15 protein-coding genes and 1 riboswitch are annotated in these 21,100 nt (G+C 60.9%); of the genes, 8 read left to right on the forward strand and 7 right to left on the reverse strand.

The genetic code is table 11. The features are described 5' to 3' along the window. Positions 1 to 138: 138 nt before the first annotated feature. Genes recC through arfB form a run of 4 tightly spaced genes read left to right on the forward strand, consistent with a single transcriptional unit; the run spans position 139 to position 9,654 of the window. Entirely contained in the window at positions 139 to 3,519 is a 3,381-nt protein-coding gene (recC, locus tag ACMX25_RS03340; protein ID WP_414948126.1) for an exodeoxyribonuclease V subunit gamma, read from the forward strand. Beyond that, a complete protein-coding gene (recB, locus tag ACMX25_RS03345) occupies positions 3,516 to 7,214 on the forward strand; it encodes an exodeoxyribonuclease V subunit beta (RefSeq protein WP_414948127.1) in 3,699 nt (1,232 codons plus the stop codon). Before recC ends, recB begins: the two co-directional genes overlap by 4 nt. Beyond that, positions 7,211 to 9,244 carry an AAA family ATPase gene (locus ACMX25_RS03350; protein WP_414948128.1) on the forward strand — a complete coding sequence of 678 codons (2,034 nt, stop codon included), beginning with the start codon at positions 7,211 to 7,213 and terminating at the stop codon, positions 9,242 to 9,244. Before recB ends, ACMX25_RS03350 begins: the two co-directional genes overlap by 4 nt. Next, positions 9,241 to 9,654: an alternative ribosome rescue aminoacyl-tRNA hydrolase ArfB gene (gene arfB, locus ACMX25_RS03355; RefSeq protein WP_414948129.1), complete on the forward strand. Its 414-nt coding sequence runs from the start codon at positions 9,241 to 9,243 to the stop codon at positions 9,652 to 9,654. The genes ACMX25_RS03350 and arfB overlap by 4 nt, the downstream gene beginning before the upstream one ends. A 173-nt stretch (positions 9,655 to 9,827) precedes the next feature. On the opposite strand, the gene ACMX25_RS03360 is transcribed toward arfB, so the two are convergent. From ACMX25_RS03360 to ACMX25_RS03380, 5 genes are all read right to left on the reverse strand, one after another. Further along, positions 9,828 to 11,426 (reverse strand): L-lactate permease, encoded by a 1,599-nt coding sequence (locus ACMX25_RS03360; RefSeq protein WP_414948130.1) that lies wholly within the window; start codon positions 11,424 to 11,426, stop codon positions 9,828 to 9,830. A 644-nt stretch (positions 11,427 to 12,070) separates the two neighbouring features. Continuing rightward, positions 12,071 to 12,526 (reverse strand): hypothetical protein, encoded by a 456-nt coding sequence (locus ACMX25_RS03365; protein WP_414948131.1) that lies wholly within the window; start codon positions 12,524 to 12,526, stop codon positions 12,071 to 12,073. A gap of 238 nt (positions 12,527 to 12,764) precedes the next feature. Beyond that, the gene (locus ACMX25_RS03370) at positions 12,765 to 12,977 is read right to left on the reverse strand and encodes a glycine zipper 2TM domain-containing protein (RefSeq protein WP_414948132.1); all 213 of its coding nucleotides are present in this window, start codon (positions 12,975 to 12,977) and stop codon (positions 12,765 to 12,767) included. Between the two features lie 225 nt (positions 12,978 to 13,202). Further along, entirely contained in the window at positions 13,203 to 15,134 is a 1,932-nt protein-coding gene (gene thiC, locus ACMX25_RS03375; RefSeq protein ID WP_414948133.1) for a phosphomethylpyrimidine synthase ThiC, read from the reverse strand. A gap of 295 nt (positions 15,135 to 15,429) precedes the next feature. After that, positions 15,430 to 15,558, reverse strand: a riboswitch (TPP riboswitch). A gap of 169 nt (positions 15,559 to 15,727) precedes the next feature. After that, positions 15,728 to 15,910, reverse strand: a complete 183-nt coding sequence (locus ACMX25_RS03380; protein ID WP_414948134.1) for a hypothetical protein — start codon at positions 15,908 to 15,910, stop codon at positions 15,728 to 15,730. 43 nt (positions 15,911 to 15,953) lie between these two features. Between ACMX25_RS03380 and ACMX25_RS03385 the strand changes: the two genes are divergently transcribed. Further along, positions 15,954 to 17,060 carry an EamA family transporter gene (locus ACMX25_RS03385; protein ID WP_414948135.1) on the forward strand — a complete coding sequence of 369 codons (1,107 nt, stop codon included), beginning with the start codon at positions 15,954 to 15,956 and terminating at the stop codon, positions 17,058 to 17,060. Positions 17,061 to 17,609: 549 nt separating this feature from the next. Here ACMX25_RS03385 and ACMX25_RS03390 read toward each other — a convergent pair. Together ACMX25_RS03390 and ACMX25_RS03395 are read right to left on the reverse strand one after the other, a co-directional pair. Then, the gene (locus ACMX25_RS03390; protein WP_414948136.1) at positions 17,610 to 17,750 is read right to left on the reverse strand and encodes an entericidin A/B family lipoprotein; all 141 of its coding nucleotides are present in this window, start codon (positions 17,748 to 17,750) and stop codon (positions 17,610 to 17,612) included. Positions 17,751 to 18,151: 401 nt separating this feature from the next. Continuing rightward, on the reverse strand, positions 18,152 to 19,558 hold the full coding sequence (locus ACMX25_RS03395) for a sensor histidine kinase (RefSeq protein ID WP_414948137.1): 1,407 nt from the start codon (positions 19,556 to 19,558) through the stop codon (positions 18,152 to 18,154). A gap of 242 nt (positions 19,559 to 19,800) precedes the next feature. On the opposite strand from ACMX25_RS03395, the gene ACMX25_RS03400 reads away from it, so the two are divergent. The 3 genes from ACMX25_RS03400 (at position 19,801) to ACMX25_RS03410 (ending at position 20,975) form a co-directional block, all read left to right on the forward strand. After that, positions 19,801 to 19,977, forward strand: a complete 177-nt coding sequence (locus tag ACMX25_RS03400; RefSeq protein WP_165088345.1) for a DUF1328 domain-containing protein — start codon at positions 19,801 to 19,803, stop codon at positions 19,975 to 19,977. Positions 19,978 to 20,078: 101 nt separating this feature from the next. After that, the gene (locus ACMX25_RS03405; RefSeq protein ID WP_074264073.1) at positions 20,079 to 20,240 is read left to right on the forward strand and encodes a DUF1328 domain-containing protein; all 162 of its coding nucleotides are present in this window, start codon (positions 20,079 to 20,081) and stop codon (positions 20,238 to 20,240) included. A 141-nt stretch (positions 20,241 to 20,381) separates the two neighbouring features. After that, positions 20,382 to 20,975 carry a ferritin-like domain-containing protein gene (locus ACMX25_RS03410; protein WP_414948138.1) on the forward strand — a complete coding sequence of 198 codons (594 nt, stop codon included), beginning with the start codon at positions 20,382 to 20,384 and terminating at the stop codon, positions 20,973 to 20,975. Positions 20,976 to 21,100: the final 125 nt, after the last annotated feature.

The raw sequence follows: 21,100 nt of genomic DNA on the forward strand, positions 1-21,100 counted from the left end.
TCGACGGCATCTAAACCTAGGCCGTTCGGACGAATGCCGGTTAAGAACGGCCTTTGCTATCCTGTCGTTTCACTCGGCGACATGTCCGTTGTCTTAGTCGAACGAGCCGTTGCCTTCAATGCCCACCTAGCAGGATCCATGCTCGAACTTTTCTATTCGAATCGCCATGAAACGCTGTCGCAGGCGCTGCTCGACGACGTCGCCGCGTTCGCGCTAAATGGCGGCGATCCGTTCGCGCGCCAGACGATCATCGTGCCAAGTGCCGCGGTGCGCCGCCGGCTAGAGCTGGACATGGCCGCGCGCTTTGGCATCTGTGCAAACGTGGACCTGTGTTATCTCGCACAGTGGTTGTGGGCCAGGATAGGTGACGTTTTGACCGTGCCCGAGCAATCGCCGTTTGCACCCGACCGGCTGGTGTGGCGCTGCTTCCGCTTGCTCGGTGCAATGACGGATGCGGCGCCCGAGAGTTCGTCGCGGCTGCGTGCCTACCTTGACGCCGCCGACGACTCCATGCGTTACGAGCTCGCGCGCCGTATTGCAACGGTGTTCGATCACTATCTGACGTATCGGCCGGAATGGCTGCTGCAATGGCAGGCCGGCGGGTCGATCCTGGCGTCGGCTGGCGGGGCAATCGACGCGAACGGTCCGCGCCTGCCGAACGCCACGGAAATCCAGCGCGAGGACGAACGCTGGCAGGCTTCGCTATGGCGCGCGCTGCTAGCCGATCTCGCCGAGAATTCCGGCGCTCACGATCCCACGCCGCCCGCTTACCGGTTCTTGACCGAATCGCCGAAACTCGATCTCGACGCCGTGATGAAGGCCGAATGGCCAGAGCGCGTGAGTGTGTTCGCGCTGCCCACCATGCCACCGTTGCATATTGCGCTGTTGCGCGAGTTGTCGCGATGGATCGACGTGCGCATCTATGCCATCGATCCGTGCCGCGAGTTCTGGTTCGACATCGTGAGTGAGGCGCGGGTGGAGCAGCTTGAACTCGCGGGGAAGCTGGATTTTCAGGAGGTGGGCCATCCGCTGCTCGCCGAATGGGGACGCCAGACGCAGGCGCAACTGCATATGCTGCGCGAGTTGACGGAGAGCGCCGCGTCGCGGGAAGCCAGTCATTTTGAGGAGAATCCCGCGCCCACATGGCTTGCCCGCGTGCAGAACGCGATCCTCAATTTGAACGAGGTTGAAGCGCCTGACGAAGCGCTCGAACCCGGTATCGAAATCCATGTGTGCCATAGCCTGTCGCGGCAGCTTGAAGTGTTGCACGACCGGTTGCTCGGCTGGTTCGACGAGATCGATGGGCTGCAGCCCTCAGATGTGCTCGTGGCGTTTCCGGATCTCGCGGCGGCGGGTCCGCTTGTCGACGGCGTGTTTGGCACCGCGCCCGCTGGTGTGGCCGGCGAGCGCAGGCGCATTCCATATCGGATTACCGGTTTGCCGCCTTCGCAGGCAAACCCGGTTGCGCGCGTGTTGCTCGACTGGCTGGCGTTGCCTGAACGCAGCGTGGGCGCGCCCGATTTGATCGAGTGGTTGCGGGTCGACGCGGTTGCGGCGCGTTATGGCATAGACGCCGTCGCGCTGGAAACTGCGCAGACGTGGCTTGCGGCGGCCGGTGCACGGCGCGGGCTCACGCCCGCGGCCGTCACTGCCGCGGACGTGCCGGCGGCGCGTCACACGTTCTCCGACGCCCTCACACGGCTTTTCCTTGGTTATGCGCTACCCGACGGCGGTGCGCCGGTCGACGAATGGCTGCCGGTTGGCGGCGCGCAGGGATCGGATGCGGAATTGCTCGGGCGGCTGACGCGGTTTATCGACGACATTGATGCGTTCGGCGAACGGATAGCCACACCGCGTACGCCGCAGGCCTGGACCCAATTGCTGCTCGATGCGCTCACGCAGTTCTTCGATGCCGGCCTGCCGTTTGCGGACTCAATTGCCGACGTCCGGTCGACACTCGATTCACTAATGCTGTCCATGAGCGAAGGTGCTGTCGACGCTGAAATTGCCGCCGACGTTCTGCGCTCGGCGCTTACCGACGCCCTCGACGACGCCGCGCGTGGCGGCGTCCCGTGGGGCGGCGTAACGTTCTCGTCGTTGACGAGTTTGCGAGGATTGCCGTATCGCGTGGTCTGCCTGCTCGGCATGGACGACGGCATGTTGCCGAGCCTCGCACGCGCCGACGAATTCGACCTGATGGCGAGCTTCGGCAAACTCGGTGACCGGCAGCGCCGCGACGACGAACGCAACCTGTTCCTCGACTTGCTGTTGTCGGCGCGGGACCGTTTGATGATCGCCTACACGGGCCGCAGCATTCGCGACAACGCCGCGCTGCCGCCCGCCGCGCTGATCGACGAATTGCTCGACTATCTGGAACAAATGGTGGCGGGCGAGGGGGCATCGCCGGACGAGCTTGCGAGCGCGCGCGCCCGCTTCGTGTTCGAGCATCCATTGCAGCCGTTCGCGCCCGAGTACTTCAGCGCGCCGCTGTTCACCTACGAGCCGGAGCGTGCGGAACTGGCGCAGGCGCTCGCGCTTGGAAAGATCGAGCCGGCAATGAAGTTCTTCAGTGAACCGTTACCGGCAGAAGAAGTGGAACCCGTTGCATTCGATGACTTCGAGCGTTTCTGGCGACATCCGGCGCGCGCCATCTTGCGTGATCGGCTCGGCATTTCGCTCTTCGACGCCGAGACCGAACTCGGCGATACAGAACCGTTCGAGCTCGAATATCCGGGCCGTGCAGCGCTGGCCGATCGGGTACTCCCCGCGCTGCTTGCGCTCAACGCGGACAATGAAGCGCACGGGCTCGATCGTGCGAGGCGGGTCGCGCGTGCGAGTCCCGAAATGCCAGGCGGCGCGACGGGCGGCGTGTGGCAATCGCGGGAAATTGGCGCGTTGCATTCGCTTGCCAACCGGGTGCGGGTCGCGACGGGAGAAGGCGCGGCGCGCTTGCCGTTCACGCTGGATATCAAGCCACATTGGCCGGATGCCGAGTTGTTCGGCCACTATAACGCCGCGTTGCAAGCCGACGCTTTACAGCCTATGCAGTTTCACGGCACGTTGAATTTGCTAACCGACGAAGGCCAGATCATTTACCGATATGACGTGCCGCGCGCTCGCGACTATCTCTCTGCATGGCTTGCACATCTGGCCTATTGCGCCGCGTTGCCCGATGGCCCGCGACGCACTGTGTGGCACGGTCGCGGTGCGCAATCGAGTGGTTTCGAATTGACGCCAGTCGACGATCCTCACGCGCACTTGGCGACACTCGCCGCGTTATATCGCGCCGGGCGGCGCTTACCGTTGCGCTTCTTTCCAAAGAGCGCCTGGACATGGGTCAAGGAGAGTGAATCCAAGGCGCAGGGCGTGTGGATATCGGACAGGACGCGGGGTGAATCCGACGACCCCGCGTTGCGCATCGCGTTTCGCGGTGCTGAACTGAGACTCGATGACACCTTTGTTACGTTGGCGAAGATCGTCTTCGAACCGTTGATCCAGCATATGCGGAGCGACGCATGACGCGCACTGAATCAACCACACTAACGACCGACACGGCCGACGAACTCGACGTCTTCGAATGTTCGCTCGACGGCGTGAACCAGATCGAAGCGTCAGCGGGAACGGGCAAGACGTGGAACATCTGCGCGCTGTACGTTCGGCTCCTGCTCGAAAAGAAGCTCGCTGCCGACGCAATCCTGGTGGTGACGTTCACGAAAGCGGCCACGGCTGAACTGCATGAACGCATCCGTTCGCGGCTCGTACAGATCGCGCACGCGATGGAAACCGGCGACACCGCGGGCGACGCGTTCCTCGATCGCTTGTTCGAGACTACGCTTGAACGCGTTGATCCTGACGAAGCGCTCAAGCGCATCAGGATTGCCCTGCATACCTTCGATCAGGCTGCCATCCACACGATCCACGCGTTTTGCCAGCGTGCATTGCAAGAGGCGCCGTTCGCTGCAACCATGCCGTTCGCGTTCGAACTGGAAGCTGACGACAGCGCATTGCGCTTCGAGATGGCAGCGGACTTCTGGCGTGAACGGGTCGAGCCGGCGGCAGGGCGGGATACATCGTTTGCGGCCTGGCTTGTGAGCAAGGGCGCCGGACCGGCATCGCTTGATGGACAGCTGTCGCGCCGGCTTAAAAAGCCGCTTGCCACGTTGCGCTGGGGTGAGTCCGAGCTTGCCGGCCGTGAGGACGCGCAGGCGTTGTTCAATACAGCGTGCGCGGTGTGGCATGCCGAGCGCGACGCCATCGTGCAGTTGCTGATCGACGCCGAAGCGAAGCTCAGCAAGACCACGCACAAACGCACGCTGATCGATGCAGCAATTGGTGCATGGTCCGACTATTTCGCCGACAACGATTGTCATGCCGCTCCGCCGAAAGAAGCGCTGAAGCTCACGGCGAGCGCGTTGAAGAAAGGCACGAAGGTGAAGAACGAGCCGCCGCTGCATCCGTTCTTCGATCACGCCGAGACGCTGGCTGCCGCTGCTGCCGCCGCGGAAGCGGCGCAGCGCGCGGCATGGCTTGGCATCGTGCGCGAGTGGCTCGACTACGCGCCGCTGGAACTGGCGGTGCGCAAGCGGACGAGGCGCGTGGTGTCGTTCGACGACTTGCTGTCGAATCTGTATCAGGCGCTGGATGCCAATCCGTGGCTCGCGGATGCACTTCGGGCACGTTATCCGGCTGCATTGATCGATGAGTTCCAGGACACGGACCCGCTGCAATTTGCGATCTTCAACAGCATCTTCGCGCCGCAAGGGCCGTTGTTCCTGGTCGGCGATCCGAAGCAGGCCATCTACAGCTTTCGTGCCGCCGACCTGCATACGTATTTGACGGCGCGCAAGCAGGCATCGGCGAGATACACGCTTGCGGTGAACCAGCGTTCGACTGAGCCGATCATCGATGCCTGCAACCGGATTTTCGGTGCGAACCCTGCGGCGTTCATTCTCGATGGACTGACGTACTCGCCGGTGCGTGCAGGCACGCGCGAGCGCAAGCCATTCAATGACAACACCGTGTCCGCCGCATATTCCGATACCGCTGATTTCTGCTTATGGATGTTGCCGCAAGGCGATTCGGCGCTGTCGAAAACGAATGCCAACCGCCAGGCGGCGGAGGCCTGCGCGGCAGAGATCGTGCGTTTGCTGCGCGGCGCTCAGAACGGCGAAGTGACGATAGGCGAGAAGCCCCTGTCGCCCGGCCAGATTGCTGTGCTTGTGCAGACGCATCGGCAGGGCAGTCTCGTGAAACGGGTTCTCGCAACCTGGGGCGTGGGCAGCGTGGAACTGGCGCAGGCATCGGTGTTTGGTACGTTCGATGCAGAGCAGATCGAGCGCTTGCTGGCTGCTATCGATACCCCCGGCGACTTGCGCCGCCTGCGCGCGGCGCTCGCAACGGACTGGCTCGGGCTCGATGCAGCCGCGTTGTGGAACATGGAGCATAGCGAAGCCGTTGAAGGCTCCGCCGCAATCGATGCCATGAGCTGGGTCGAACGTTTCTCGCGTTACAGGATGCTGTGGCACGAACGTGGTTTTGCGGTGATGTGGCGCACGCTCGCGCGTGAGCTGCTGCTCGCGCAACGGCTGGTTGCCGGGCCGGACGGCGAGCGCCGCCTGACCAACGTCAATCATCTGGCCGAGTTGATCCAGGCGCGCGGCGCGGTTCAACCTGGCATTGCGCCCACGCTGCGCTGGCTGGCGGCGCAGCGCGCGGAGCAGGGCGGCGGAGAAGACGCGCAATTGCGCCTTGAGTCCGACCGCAATCTCGTGCAGATCGTCACGGTGCACAAATCGAAGGGCCTGGAATACGCGGTCGTGTTCTGCCCATTCCTGAACGATGGGGCGTTGCGCGACCCGCCGTCTACAGGCTTGCCCGATGCACGTGAATATCACGACGACGGCACGGCCATATTGCATTACGGCTATACCGACGAAGAGGGTGAACGCGCGTCCGCGCTCGCCACGCGCGAGCAGGCGGCCGAACGCGCGCGGCTCGTGTATGTGGCGCTCACGCGCGCTGTATACAAGTGTTATCTGGTCGGAGGCGTTTATTTGATCGGGAAATCGGCGAAGGAATCGCGGCGCAGCGTGCTGAACTGGCTGATCTCGGGCGCTGGCCGTGAGTTCAACGACTGGCTTGGTGAGCCGCCCGAAGAAGACGACGTAATCGGAAGTTGGCAAGCGCTTGCGACGGGTTCCATCTCCGTCGAGCCCTTGCCTGTGATCGACGTGCGCGAGCCGCTCGTGGTGATTCGCGATGCGGGCTTCACGCCGCAGCCGCGAACCAGCCGTCGCGTGTTGCGTGACAGTTGGCGGACCGCCAGCTTCAGCTCCATGATCGCGGCCGGTGCGCGCGAGGAATCGAATCAGGCGCAGCCTACCGATGAGCGTCCTGACCACGACGAGCGTATCGATGCAATTGCGGCGCATACACAAATTGAAACTCCATTGCCTCCGATCCAGCTCGGCACCGACGATATCCTCTTGTTTCCGCGCGGCCCGTCGGCGGGTGAATGCCTGCATCGAATGTACGAACTCGCGGATTTCACAGACTCTGAAACGTGGTCTGAAGCGATCAAGAATGCGTTACGTGAACATCCCATTCCCACTTCCGCGTTTGACTCTTTAGCCGCGAACCTGCCCGCGATGATGTTGCGTCTGCTCGCCGATACAGTGGCAACCGAACTTGTACCCGGCATGCGCCTCGACTCAATTCCCACCAAGCGGCGCATGAATGAACTGGAGTTCCTGTTCCCGGCGGAATCGCTGGATTTCACGGCGTTGCGGCGCGTGCTCGTCGCGCACGGCTTCTCCGACGTCGCGCTGGAAGCCGGAACCTTGCGCGGTTACGTGAAGGGGTTCATCGACTTGATTGTCGAACATGAAGGGCGTTTCTGGATCGTCGACTGGAAGTCGAATCACCTTGGGCTGACGCCCGCCGATTACGGCGACAAGGCTCTCCACGCCGCCATGGCCTCGCATGCCTATCACTTGCAGGCGCTGTTTTACACGGTCGCGCTGCATCGTTATTTGCGATTGCGGTTGCGTGACTACGCGTTTGAGCGGCACATCGGCGGATATTTGTATTTGTTCGTGCGCGGCGTACGACCGGATTGGCGCGACGGTGACAGGCCTGCGGGCGTGCATGTTGGCAAGCCATCGCTGGAACTGATCGAGGCGATCGATCGACTGATGCAAGGAGTTGCCGCATGAACGCGCCCGACCTGACTCTTGTCTCCGACGACAACATTGCGCTCGCCGACGGATTCGCGCGGCGGATAGGCGGGTTATCGAAGCGCCTTCAGGGAAACGCCGGCAATGTACGCTGGGCTCAGCGCGCGGCGTTTGCAGTCAGCCGCGCGACGACCCAAGGGCACGTATGTATCGCGCTCGATGCGCTCGCGCAGCGATATGGCGAAACCAGCTCTACGGTACATGCGGCGTTGCTTGCAAGCGGCGTGGTATGCGATGGAAATAAAGCCGCTGCGGATCTGCTTCCTCTCGTTATCGATTCCAGCCGGCGCATCTATCTCGCCCGCTATTTCGACTACGAACGGCGGCTCGCGCGAGCGCTGGTCGAGCGTGCCCAGGTGTCGGCCAATCCACCCGATCCTGCTGAGCTAAAAGCGCGCGTAGGGCGCTATTTCGCAGCGTCAGAGAACGACGATGACAACATCGACTGGCAACGCGTGGCCGCGCTCGTGGCGTTGTCCGGGCGCCTCACGATCGTGAGCGGCGGTCCGGGAACGGGCAAGACAACGACGGTTGTCGGCGTGCTCGCGTGTCTGCTCGACGAAAACCCGGCTTTGCGCATCGCGCTCGCGGCGCCTACCGGTAAAGCGGCGCAGCGCATGCAGGAGGCACTGGCCGAACGCGCCAGTGTGTTGCCGCCAGAACTGGCCGAGCGTTTGCCGCGCACGTCGTTCACGCTGCAGCGTTTGCTTGGCACACAGGCGAACGGGCGCTTCCGGCATCATCGCGACAATCCGCTGCCGTTCGATGTGATCGTGATCGACGAGGCGTCGATGATCGATGTCGCGCTCGCCGCGCATCTTCTCGAAGCGGTCGCGCCCGGCGCGCGGCTGGTGATGCTCGGCGACAAGGATCAGCTTGCCGCGGTGGAAGCGGGCGCTGTGTTCGCGGAACTGAGCGCGAGGCCGGTTTTCAGCGATTCAGGCTCGGCACGAATCGCTGCGGCGCTGTCGATGCCGGCAGAGCAGTTCATCGCCGCGTTGCCGAGTGCTCGCGAAACTGATGCGGATATTCAGGTGGCGCTGCTTGAAACGGAGCCCATGTGGATCGACGAACCCGGTTATCTGATCCCCGACGATGGCAACGAGGCTTACGAGGTGTTCGCCGGCTTGCCCGAAGTCGACTGGCATCCGGCGGCGCCCGTTGCACTCGACCAAACCGTGATAAGTCCGTTGACCGATTGCGTTGTTTGGTTGCAGCGTAATTATCGGTTCGGTCTGGATTCGGATATAGGCAGATTGTCAGTCGCGATCCGTCGCGGTTCTGTCGATGACGCGCTGAGCGCCTTGACGCTTGACAACCTGGACAACCCTGCCAGGGCAGCATTGCTTATCGACGATACGGGACCTCATCTCTCCGAGCGCACGCTGGCGCTCCTGAACGCCGGTTTCGAACAGTACGCGCGAACGCTCGCCAAAACGCTCAACGCGGGAACCGGGGCAGCACCGCTTTTCGATGCGCTCAATCGCTTTCGTATTCTCGCTGCTACGCGTCACGGGCCGCGTGGCGTCGATGAAATCAACGCGCGCGTATCGGCGTGGGTCCGGGCGGCTGCTTCCGTCACGCTGAGCGCAGGCGCTCAATGGTTCGCGGGGCGGCCGGTGATCGTGACGCGCAACGACTACGCGCTGGGCGTGTTCAATGGCGATATCGGCATCGCGCTACCGGCGGCCAGTGGCGCGATGCAGGTCTGCTTCCGGATGGCCGACGGCACGTTACGGATGCTCTCGCCCGCTGCGTTGCCGCCGCACGACACGGCCTTTGCGCTGACGGTCCACAAATCGCAGGGCTCGGAATTCGATCACGCCGCGCTGGTCTTGCCGAGCGCGTTTGGCCGCATGTTGTCGCGGGAACTGGTTTATACGGCGATCACGCGGGCGCGTAGCCGCATCGATGTGATCGGCTCGACGGACGTCTTCGCACAGGCCGTCCGGACACCCACTCGGCGTGACTCGGGTCTCGCCGCGCGCATCGCGGAGGCGGCATTGTGAATCATTCGATCGAGTATGTAATCCAGCCGAACGAGGTCGAGCTGAGCGCCGTGCGTGCACAGGGGGCGGGCGGGCAGAACGTCAACAAGGTGTCGAGCGCCATTCACCTTCGTTTCGACATCCAGGCGTCGTCGCTTCCGGAAACGATCAAGATGCGTCTGCTCGCATTACGCGACAGTCGCATCACGCGTGAAGGCGTGATCATCATCAAGTCGCAGGAACACCGCACGCAGGACATGAATCGCGCGGCGGCGCTGGCGCGCCTCGACGAAATGATCCAGCGCGTCAGCGTGACACGCCGTACGCGCGTGGCGACAAAACCTACGCGGGCGTCGCAGTTACGAAGAGTCGATGGAAAAGTGCGGCGAGGCGCGGTGAAGGCAACGCGGGGAAGGGTGGTGGGAGAGTGAGTGCAGGCGGGATGTCTCGTACGGTATTCGGCTTTTGGCCCGCTCGACGCTTACCGACTCCATCGCCGTGCTCGCATCAGAAGCCCAAGCCCCGCCACTCGCATACACGAGCGGCGGGGCTATCGAAGATCAAAACAACCTCGCGAAGTTCAGGAAGCTCGCCCGCTTTCTCCTCAATGCGGAATCATCCACGTCAGCACATTCTGCTGCAGCCAGACCAGCACGCCGAGCAGCACGGTCAACAGGATGGAGTGCTTGAAGGTCTTCGCGAAAACCACGCCTTCCTTGCCTTTAAGTTCGGTGGTGGCTACACCCGTCGAGATGTTTTGCGGCGAGATCATTTTCCCCATCACGCCGCCGGATGAATTCGTCGCGGCCATCAGGATTGGGTTCAGATTGAGCTGCCGTGCCGCGACCACTTGCAGATTGCCGAACAGGGCATTGCCGGAGGTATCGCTACCGGACAGGAACACCGCCACCCAGCCGAGGAACGCCGACACCAGCGGAAAGAACGCTCCCACCGACGCTACGCCCAGTCCCAGCGTGTAGTTCATGCCGGAGTAGTTCATCAGGTACGCGAGTCCGACAATGGTCGCCACCGTCAGAATGGCGATGCGCGTCTGGATCCACGTATCCACGATAGACGCACCGAACTCGCTCGCGGGCAACCGCACGATCAGGGCAGTGATGATCGACGCCAACAAGATCGCAGTACCCGTCGCGAGCGGCTGGAAGTCCCAGATCGCACCGTAAGGCTGGTTATAAAGCGTGATAAAGACGGCGTTGTGGAGACCCGGCCATGGCACTTTGACATCGCCGATCAGGAAGATCTTTGCGATCGTCCACACGATCACCACCACCGATACCACGATCCATGGCACCCAGCCGTGGCCACCGGAAAGCTTGCCGCGCACCTGATTGGCCCGGTCCACGTTGACGGCAAAACGTTCGTCCGGTGCCGGTTTCCATACGCGCAGGAATGCAATGGTGAGGATCAGCGACACCATCGACGACAGCACGTCAGTCAGCGAATAGTTGACGTAGTTCGACGTGATGAATTGCGTGAGCGAAAACGCTCCGCCAGAGACCAGCAGCACCGGCCAGATCTTGAGCATGTTGCGAAAGCCCGCGTACACGCCGATCACATAAAACGGCAGCAGCAGGGCGAAGAACGGCAACTGGCGGCCGACCATCTTGGCGAGCAGGTCAGGCGACAGATGGGTCACGGCGCCAAGCACGGTGATCGGCACGCCGAGCGCGCCGAACGCGACCGGCGCAGTGTTGAAGATCAGCGTGAAGGTAAGCGCTTCGAGCGTCGGAAAGCCGAGCAGGATCAGCAGCGAACTCGTAATGGCGATTGGCGTACCGAATCCGGAGATGCCTTCCAGCAGCGCGCCGAAGGAGAAGCCGATCACCACCAGAACGATGCGCCTATCGTTCGGGAGATTGTCGATCATCCATACCCGGAACGCTTCGAAGCGGCCGGAGCGTTGCGCGATGTTATAGAGCAGGATCGCAGTGAAGACGATCCACATGACCGGCCAGACGGCGAACACAGCGCCCGCCGCGACAGAATCGATCGCGAGGCCCACGGGGAAATGCCACACGGCGATGGCGATGACTATACCAACGACCAAGCCGGCGAGCGACGCTTGCCAGGCGGGCCGGCGCGCCCAACCGAGCAGCACCAGCACGACCGCGATAGGCAGCACCGCGACGAGAAAGGACAAGCCGAGCGAGCCGCCGACCGGCGTCAGAATCTGATGAAACATATCGTCTCCTGGTTTTATTTTGATGATTATTTTGTTGAACGCGTGGCGTTCTCCAGTCATGGCGACCGGTACTGGTAGCCCCGTGAGCTTCGTTCGCCTTGCAAAAAGCGCGCCGACGCCCGACGCACGGCTGTAACTAAGCGCTTGCCTAACGCGTCTGGACTAAGGATAGGGCGAGGATGGCGCGCGTCAAGGAAGGATTAACCATACCTTGGGTCCTTCGAACGTCCATCGAAGCTTCAGCGTGTAGCGGGTTCATGCATCTCTGATGCATCGGCCCCGGTCTTAGGGGAGTCGAACGAAACCGAGCGCAATACCCAGACGGAGATTACGCCGAGGCAGGCGGCAAGCCAGAGTAGGACCAGCGCGAAGACCAGCATGATGAGGATTCCTGCGGCGGCAGCGTCCGGAGTGGCGCTGCTAACAGGGATCACAGCGAAAATCGTGCCACATCACGGGGACTGCCGTGGAGCCGCCCGTGGCCCACTACTGGCGCGATTGGACGTCGTAATCAACTAGGACGTGTAAACACAAACCGCGCTATGACAGCGCGGTTTGTGTGAAAGGGTTACATCGAACGGGTAAGGCTCGCCCAAGGGGAAACGCGGAGGGTGTGCGCTCAGTGATACCGCTCAGTCATGCCTTCAGCGCCGATAATAATGTCCGCGCCCACCGCCGCCCCAGCCAAAGCCGATCGACAGGGAAGACCCATAGCCATATGCGGGATATCCGTAGCCGCCGTAGTAGGCTGGGTAGGCCGGATAGGGCGCATAGACCGGATAGCTCGGGTAATAAGCGGGATACGGCGCATAGACTACTGGCGGGGCCGCGGCGTATTGCTGCGGCGGTTGCATGGTTGAGGCATACGCGGACGCCGGGGTGTTATCGGCGCCTTGATAATTCTGCTGCACATAGCCGGTGCCGGGCGCGCCCGCTGGCTCAACGGGAATTTCTTGTTGCGTTTGCGCTGTGCTGACTACCGGCGTGCCCGGATAGGTCGGATACGCCGGGTAATAACCATACGAGCCGTACGGCACGACGTAACAAGCGCTCAAGCTCAAAGCGCCCACAAGGGCGGATAGTGCGAGCTTTGGGCTCATGGTGCGACTCCTCATTGCGTCGAAACGCGACCGTTCGAATGAACGGGATGCCAGGAGCCTAGCGCATCGCCGAAATGCGGGAAAGTGCAGGGCGGTTACCCAATGTTTCGATCGGTTCCACTTGCCCTGGTTGTGGACGGCTCAAACATTGAGATTCGTTGCTACCCGATCGCCGCAGTGTATTAGCACGGCGACCGGACAAAGCAGTTCGAACAAAACGTATCAATTCACCGCCAACTTACTTGCCGACCTGATTACCAATCAAGCCGCCTGCGGCCGCGCCGCCCACTGTCGACAACGCGCTGCCACCGAGTGCTGCGCCCGCTACGCCGCCGACGCCCGCGCCGACCGCCGTATCGCGTTGACGGGTACTCATTTGGTCGCATGCAGACAGGCCGCCGAGAAGTGCGGCGATGAGAGCAGCAGCGCCAACCTGTTTGACCTTGTCCATTTCAACTCTCCAAAAACGATAAATCGCGGGTTGCTGTTAGACCGGCGGGGTATATTTCCTGCCGATTCTTTCAATCAAGAAGCAGAAACAGTGCCCGATCATCGTATTCGGCAGACAAATTTGTCTGAGCTTCTCAAACGAAAAGCGGCCTGTCGCATATGGCATGCGACAGGCCGCTTTTAATCATCACTGGATCTCGCGCCCTTGCAGGCGCCGGGCCGTTTTTTAAGTGCGCTGGTAAATCTCAGAGCCCTTCTTCACGAACTCGATCGCCTTCGTTTCCATGCCTTGCTTAAGCGCCTCGATATGCGATACCCCTTGTTTCGCCGCATATTCACGGACGTCCTGGGTGATCTTCATCGAACAGAAGTGCGGACCGCACATCGAGCAGAAATGCGCGACCTTGGCTGAGTCCTTCGGCAGGGTTTCATCGTGGAATTCCCGTGCCTTGTCCGGGTCCAGTCCGAGATTGAACTGGTCGTCCCAGCGGAATTCGAAGCGCGCCTTCGACAAAGCGTTGTCCCGCACCTGAGCACCCGGATGACCCTTCGCCAGATCGGCCGCGTGTGCCGCGAGCTTGTACGTGATGATGCCGGTCTTCACGTCGTCCTTGTTCGGCAGGCCCAAGTGTTCCTTCGGCGTGACGTAGCAGAGCATGGCCGTGCCGAACCAGCCGATCATCGCGGCGCCAATTCCCGACGTGATGTGGTCGTAACCCGGCGCGATATCCGTGGTGAGCGGCCCAAGCGTGTAGAACGGCGCTTCGTCGCACCAGTCCAGTTGCAGGTCCATGTTCTCCTTGATGAGCTGCATCGGCACGTGGCCCGGACCTTCGATCATCACCTGCACGTCATGCTTCCACGCGATCTGCGTCAGCTCGCCGAGCGTTTTCAGTTCGCCGAGCTGGGCTTCGTCGTTGGCATCGTAGATCGAGCCGGGACGCAGGCCATCGCCGAGCGAAAAGCTCACGTCGTAGGCCTTCATGATTTCGCAGATGTCCTCGAAATGCTCATACAGGAAGCTTTCCTTGTGATGAGCCAGACACCATTTAGCCATGATCGAGCCGCCGCGCGAGACGATGCCCGTCATGCGGTTTGCGGTCATCGGCACGTAGCGCAGCAGCACGCCGGCGTGGATCGTGAAGTAATCCACACCTTGTTCAGCCTGTTCAATCAGCGTGTCGCGGAAAATTTCCCAGGTCAGGTCTTCGGCCTTGCCGTTGACCTTTTCGAGCGCCTGATAAATCGGCACCGTGCCAATCGGCACCGGGCTGTTGCGGATAATCCATTCGCGCGTTTCGTGGATATGCTTGCCGGTCGAGAGATCCATGACCGTGTCGCCGCCCCAGCGGATCGCCCAGGTCATCTTGTCGACTTCTTCGCCGATCGACGACGTCACCGCCGAGTTGCCGATGTTCGCGTTGATCTTCACCAGGAAATTGCGGCCGATGATCATCGGCTCGCTTTCCGGGTGGTTGATGTTCGCCGGGATGATCGCCCGGCCACGGGCCACTTCGTCGCGCACGAACTCAGCCGTGATTTCCTTGGGCGCGTTGGCACCGAAAGCCTGTGCGCCGAACGCTTGACCGGGGTGCTGGCGGCCCATCATCGCGGCGAGTTTTTCGCCGTTCGGGCCGCTCGTGCGCAGCGATTCCAGATATTCAGCGCGGCGCTGGTTTTCGCGGATCGCGATGTATTCCATTTCCGGCGTGATGATGCCCTGGCGCGCGTAGTGCATCTGCGAGACGTTTTTGCCCCGTACGGCGCGACGCGGCGTGCGATGCAAACCCTTGAAACGCAGGTCGGCGGTGGCCGGATCGGCGGCGCGCTCGCGACCGAAATTGCTCGAGAGGCCGCCGAGAGACTCGGTGTCGCCACGTTCTTCAATCCATCCCTGGCGCACGGCCGGCAGACCCGAGCGGATATCGATCTTGGCGTCCGGATCCGAATACGGGCCGGAGCAATCGTAGACAAAAACCGGCGGATTTTTTTCGCTGCCGAAACTTTCGTTGGTGTCGGACTGCGTGATTTCGCGCATCGGCACGCGGATGTCGGGACGCGAGCCCGTCACGTAGATCTTGCGTGAATTGGGCAGCGGCGCGATGGCGGCAGCGTCGACGACGGCGTCGTCAGACAGGAATTTCGGGTTGGCATTCATGCGGCTCTCCTGTGTCGACCGGAGTTAGCGTGTCGGCCGGAGTTAGCCATTGAGTGCCTGCTCCGGTCCCTTGCGCTTCTTCCGGTCCCATGCAGTTGGTTGCTGTGGGGACGGATGTTTCCCAGCCGGCCGGCGATAAACGCCACGCGCACGAAATTGCACCCAATGGCACGAGACCGCACGAGAAACGGCTGAGTCAAACGCTAGCGCTGGGAGACTGGAGAAAAGCAGAGGGGAGACGAGCGGACTTGGCGGGGATGCGCGAGGAAGAGATAGACCCTGAAGACCCCAAGCGCTGCGAAATCCGAACGCTTCCCTGCGCTGGCATTATCCAGATCAGGTTCAAAGGGTATTTCTCACCCGCGACACACCGGCAATCCAGCGATGGATGCCGATATGCAGCGCAGGACCCCCGCGTTAGCAGCCGCAACAATACACCTCGCCGTAGCGTGTTGGCAACCATCTGTAACACTCACGCGTGCGTGTGCATTGCTTACTGCATAATGGCGACCACCGTGTTTTCCCGGATGCGCTTCGACATTTTTTACCGAAACGCACCAGACTCGCGGCGGCTCATGCCGGCTTTCAAGCCGTTATCGAGCTTCGGCACGTTGTTGCCCGACCCTTTTTTCTGCTTCCGACATGTTGTCCTGCCTTGCCCGTTTTGCCGCGATGCTCAAGCGGCATACGCGCCGTTCTTCACTTCCCCTGGTTTCGGGCGAAGCGAAACCGGTGTTTTTCAGCTTGCCTGTCAAGTTGACTGCGAGCTTGGTCATCCGGCCGGCTGGCGTTGCAATCATCTTCGCCGCGGAGTAACGGATGTCTACACCGCTGCCGCCGCGATTGCCGGATTCCGATTCGCCACCCCACCCCTTCGTGCCACCGCAGTCACAGCCTTTGGCTGACGTGCTGCCGTTTCCGCAGGCAGCAGCCGACGCTGCGTCGCCGTCGCCGGACGTGCTGCCGGACGTGACGAGTACACAATCTGTCGCCGATACCCCCGCGCGTCGGCCATTCAATCTTCCCAACCATTTCCCCTTCCGGCTTCCCGCGACTCGCAGCGGCCGCGTGGCGCTTGCCCTCTGCGTGGTGTACATCGTATGGGGTTCGACCTACATGGCGGTGCATCTGTCGCTGGAATCGTTCCCTCCGCTGATGCTGTCCGGGTTGCGCAACCTGTTCGCCGGCATTGGTTTGTTCATCTTCGCTGCGCGCCGTGATCCGGTCTGGCCGACTTTCGCCGAAGTGCGAAACGCTGCGGCTGTCGGAACGTTGCTCGTGGGTTTGTCGAGCGGGATGCTTGCGTTCGGTATGCGCACGGTCGAGACCGGCACGGCTGCCGTCATGGTGGCGACCGTGCCGCTGTTCGCCACGGTTATTGCCGCCATTGCAGGCCGCAAAGTGGCGAAGGGCGAGTGGGTCGCCGTCGGGCTGGGGCTGGTCGGAATTGCGTTGCTGAATCACGGTGATCCGTCGTCGGGGTCGACTGCAGGCAGTCTTGCGATTCTTTGCGGCGCGCTCTTTTGGGCGGGCGGTTCGTTTCTCGCGGGGCGTCTGAAGCTGCCGTCTGATTTGTTGGTATCGACGGCATTGCAGATCAGCCTTGGAGGCGCGATGGCGACTATCGTTGCGTGGGTGTCCGGTGAACGTATCGTGAGCATGGGCTTCACGCCGTTCATGGCTTACCTGTACCTGATGCTCGTCGGCTCGATGGCCGCGTACGTCGCGTATGCGTACCTGATTCGCCACACGAGTCCGATTATCGCGAGCAGCTGCATGTACGTGAATCCGGTGGTGGCCGTGGTGATAGGCGCGCTGTTTCTCGGCGAGGTGATCACGAAGTGGACCGTGATGGCGACCCTCATCATCCTGGCGAGCGTGGCTTTGTCGTTCTGGTTCGATTACAAGAGGCGCGGTCTGGTTTGAGGACGGCGGGACGAAACAACCGGCACTTCAAAAACGGCGGACCGTTCGGAGCAAATCCGGAGAAACGGGCCGCTGTTTTTTTGAGTTGCGCAAGTCGTAGGGCGAAGATGGAAATTCAGGGCTTGGCCGGCAGCATGATTTCTCATCAATCAAACAAGAAAAGGACCGGGCATGACATCATTTTGCGCATGAAAGCGTTAGCCTTAAAATTGGCTGTGAGCCCTTTCAGCATTGGCTTTAGCCAAATTTTGCGCACAACCGCGCGCTGAAAAAAGCACAAAACTCTGGATATGGTGCAGCACAAAACTCTAGTTATGGTCTTAGGTCTCGGGAGTTCACTTTGTGGCCCCGTCCAATAAAAGACTGGATGCTTCACTGCCAACTGATGCAATTTCGCATGTCTTTCGCTAAGACGCAAAAAAAGAACCTCCGCAAAGGGAGGTTCTTTTGATCGTCATCCTGGCGAATTCCGCGGCCGGTTCGGCTTCGGGTGGGCAACAAATTGCCGGCGGTCACTGACCGCTAAGCCTTTGTCGCTGGCTTTCTCACTTACTCGGCGTTGTGCTTATCGGCCGAATTCGTGATGGCGTTGCCGCCCTTTGACAGGTCCTGGCCGGCGCCGGCCACTGTGTTGCAAGCTGCGAGTGCGGCGGATCCAACGATCAACAGCAAAGCGATAATTCGAGTCATGAGCAATTCCCCTTGAGTTTGATGCAGGTACGCTGGCGGTTCGGCCTTGAACGCGTACCCGATGTTCGAATCCTGGCCACTCGATGTCCAGCAGCGAAAGCGAATAACGAAAGCGGCTGCAAAAGCAAATACCGGACACATTGTGGCCTTGGCTAAGACCGATCGCGGAAGCGGCCGCCGGGATCAACTCACGTGATCAAACCAGCACCAAAAACCCGCGGCTACCACTTCTTTAATCGGCCACACCGGTCCGATGAATCATAAAAAACTGCGCGATCGCAAGCTGTAGGCGCGGATGTTTTTATCGTGTAGGTGCAGTCTGCAACTGATGTCGGCACCGTCCTACAAACTAAGTGCGAGCGCCCGCCAATAAAAGCCAACAGGCCGTCCACTTTCCATCCTCATGCGTCGAAGTTACGCGCGCGGGGCATGGTGACACGAATATCGGTTCCGTGCGGAACACGCCGTTCGATTTCAATACGCCCGCCGCGCGCGCTGACCCTCTGGCGCATCCCCAGCAGGCCATGCGTGTGCGTGCGCTGCAGGTCCTGCGGGCGAATGCCGACGCCGTCATCGGCTATATGCATCGATACCCTCACGTCATCAAGCGCCAGCGCGATCGACACACTCGATGCCCGCGCGTATTTGGCCGCGTTCGTCAGCGATTCCTGCGCGACCCGGAACAACGCGATTTCGACTTCTTCGCCGAGCTTGATGTCGTCATCGGGGAGCGCGAGTTCGAGCGTCCAGCCGGTGCGTTGCGCGGTTTCATCGGCGAGGGTTCGCAGCGCCGTGACCAGTCCGAAACTGGCAAGAACGGTTGGCCGCATGTCTTCGATAATCCGCCGCTTCAGCGCAATCCCCTGATCGAGATTCGCCAGCGCACGGCCCAGTTTTTCGGCCATCGCGGGCTCGGCGCCCTTTAGCTTGTTGTTGACCCAGGCCACATCCATCTTGCTGGCCGTCAGGATTGAACCGAGTTCATCGTGCAGTTCGCGGGCAAGCTGGGTCTTCTCGTTTTCACTCACCGATTGCAAATGCCACGCAAGGGCTTCAAGTTGCCGCGTGCGATCAAATACGAGCTGGTCGAGCTCTTCCTGTTGCGTAATCAGTTTTTGCTGCACCCGGTCTTGCTTGTCCAACTGGATACCGAGATTGCGAAACAACAGCAGGAACAACACGATATTCAACGCGCACAACGCGCCCACGCAGAACGTGGAAATGCGCTGGTCGGCGCGGCTCGCGTCGAGCGCGGACTGCGCCCGCCGTTCTTCATTTAGACGCAGCAGGGCGAGCGCGCTGTCGAGGATATCGGTACTCGATGCGCTGTCTGAACCCGAGCGGGCAGCGAGTCCCGAGTTGATTCGCGCGTCGAGGATCGTGCTGACCTGGTTGAAACTGGCGAGCGCGGTGTCGTCCGCTTTGCGCCGATAGTACGCATCGAGCGACGCAACCGTTTGTTTGATCCGCGCTGCCGCCGCGTTGTAGTGGTCGGTGTAGGTGTTGTCGGGCGCGAGACGGAACGCGCGTTCATCGGCAGTCAGGGACGCGATATCCGCCGCCAGCGCGGTCAACTGGGTGGTGGCACCTTTCGCGTCGAGCGCGGTCTCGTATTCCGCGGCAATCCGCATGCGGCCGGATTCGAGTATCACCAGGCCGCCAACGGTAATCACAATAGCGACGGTCATCGCGACGGCCCAACTCCAGCGGCGCATCCAGCCATTCAGACGCGCGCTGAACCGGGTTGCGCGCCGCGTGACGCCCGCCGCCGGATTCGTCGCGCCGCCTTCGTGTAAAGAGGAAGTCATAGGGAGCTGCCGGGTTTTCTGTGCGGCCAGTGTAACTTTTCACGCCGTATAGGGCTGATCGAATTGCGCTGACTTACGTTAATCAGCGCTGATTGGCGCCAAGCCGCATTAGCCGGAAGTGAATTGAAGTTGAAAGCGTTTGTCGGTGAAGTCCTACACGAAAAACGGCGTGCATCCAGATGCCGCCTCATGACCGCCTCGCTAACATCCTGTTACTAGTCATCCTTATTGGGGAACGGATCATGTTGAAGTGGGCATTGTTTTTCGCCATCGTCGCAGTTATCGCTGGTTTGCTCGGCTTCACCGGCGTGGCAGCGGGCGCGGCCAGTATCGCGAAGTTCCTGTTCGTGCTGTTCCTGATCTTGTGCGTCGTGTTCCTTGTGCTCGGCTTTATCGTGACGAAGAAAATTGTCGATTAGCGGTCTTAACCACCGTTATTTAAAGCGACTCGACTCATCCCGAAAGCCGGATTCAATGCTTGATCCGAAGCCTATAAGAACTCACAGGAGGGAAGATCGCCATGCTTCATTACGCCGTTGTTTTCTTCATCATTGCGATTATCGCGGCTGTGTTCGGCTTTACCGGCATTGCAGCAGGCGCTGCAGAGATTGCGAAGATCCTGTTCTACATCTTTCTCGTGGTTTTCGTTGTTACGTTGCTGCTGGGTGTGTTCCGAACGTGATGTTCGCGAGCAGGCACGCCGTATGCGAGCGGTACTGAAAGTGACTGTGGATGGCGGTCCATGTGTTTGTCCAGCGAGGCTGCCTCCTCGAACCCGTCCAACCGCCGAACAAAAGATCCATTCTCTTTCTGGAGCACATCAATGTCGAAATCCTCTGCTGTAAAAGCTGCACCCGCACAACCGAAAGAAGCCGGTAGCAAGTCCGATCCTTTCGTACTGGACATGGAAAAAATCCGCGCCAACGCGCGTCAGCATATGGACGATGGCTCAGTTACGTCGACATACGGCGCTGACAAGGAAGTCGTGCTGAAGCTATTGAACGATTCACTTGCCACGGAGATCGTTTGCACGCTGCGTTATAAACGCCATTACTTCATGGCGAAGGGCATCCATTCGGAAGCCGTTGCATCGGAATTCGCGCAGCACGCGACCGAAGAGCAGGAACACGCCGATACCATTGCCGAGCGCATCGTCCAATTGGGCGGCGAGCCGAATTTCGCACCCGATAGCCTCGCGTCGCGCGCGCATTCCGAGTACAAGGAAGGCGCCAATCTGATCGATATGATTCGCGAGAATCTCATCGCGGAACGCATTGCGATCGACACGTATGCCGAAATCATTCGCTACCTCGGCGAAAAAGATGTCACCACGCGCCGGCTTTTCGAAACGATCCTCGCGGTCGAAGAAGAGCACGCCGATGACATGGCCGACCTGCTCGACGGCCTCGACGGTTGATTGCGCGTTAGCTGTAAAAGCGCGCGAAAGCGAATACTGAAGCTCCAGGACGACGCGCGGCGGGTTCATCCCGCCGCGCGGCGGCGGGACAATGATTAACTGTAAAAAGGCCGCGGGGAGCGCAG

The sequence above is a fragment of the Caballeronia eucalypticola genome (assembly GCF_047608185.1).
Lineage (GTDB): Bacteria > Pseudomonadota > Gammaproteobacteria > Burkholderiales > Burkholderiaceae > Caballeronia.

Excerpts from the sequence above, each read along its gene's own strand:
- ACMX25_RS03370 (WP_414948132.1), bottom strand. The coding sequence starts at position 12,977 with ATGGACAAGGTCAAACAGGTTGGCGCTGCTGCTCTCATCGCCGCACTT.
- ACMX25_RS03365 (WP_414948131.1), bottom strand. The coding sequence starts at position 12,526 with ATGAGCCCAAAGCTCGCACTATCCGCCCTTGTGGGCGCTTTGAGCTTG.
- ACMX25_RS03405 (WP_074264073.1), top strand. The coding sequence starts at position 20,079 with ATGCTTCATTACGCCGTTGTTTTCTTCATCATTGCGATTATCGCGGCT.
- ACMX25_RS03385 (WP_414948135.1), top strand. The coding sequence starts at position 15,954 with ATGTCTACACCGCTGCCGCCGCGATTGCCGGATTCCGATTCGCCACCC.
- ACMX25_RS03360 (WP_414948130.1), bottom strand. The coding sequence starts at position 11,426 with ATGTTTCATCAGATTCTGACGCCGGTCGGCGGCTCGCTCGGCTTGTCC.
- recC (WP_414948126.1), top strand. The coding sequence starts at position 139 with ATGCTCGAACTTTTCTATTCGAATCGCCATGAAACGCTGTCGCAGGCG.
- ACMX25_RS03400 (WP_165088345.1), top strand. The coding sequence starts at position 19,801 with ATGTTGAAGTGGGCATTGTTTTTCGCCATCGTCGCAGTTATCGCTGGT.
- ACMX25_RS03390 (WP_414948136.1), bottom strand. The coding sequence starts at position 17,750 with ATGACTCGAATTATCGCTTTGCTGTTGATCGTTGGATCCGCCGCACTC.
- ACMX25_RS03410 (WP_414948138.1), top strand. The coding sequence starts at position 20,382 with ATGTCGAAATCCTCTGCTGTAAAAGCTGCACCCGCACAACCGAAAGAA.
- ACMX25_RS03350 (WP_414948128.1), top strand. The coding sequence starts at position 7,211 with ATGAACGCGCCCGACCTGACTCTTGTCTCCGACGACAACATTGCGCTC.
- ACMX25_RS03380 (WP_414948134.1), bottom strand. The coding sequence starts at position 15,910 with ATGACCAAGCTCGCAGTCAACTTGACAGGCAAGCTGAAAAACACCGGT.
- thiC (WP_414948133.1), bottom strand. The coding sequence starts at position 15,134 with ATGAATGCCAACCCGAAATTCCTGTCTGACGACGCCGTCGTCGACGCT.
- recB (WP_414948127.1), top strand. The coding sequence starts at position 3,516 with ATGACGCGCACTGAATCAACCACACTAACGACCGACACGGCCGACGAA.
- ACMX25_RS03395 (WP_414948137.1), bottom strand. The coding sequence starts at position 19,558 with ATGACTTCCTCTTTACACGAAGGCGGCGCGACGAATCCGGCGGCGGGC.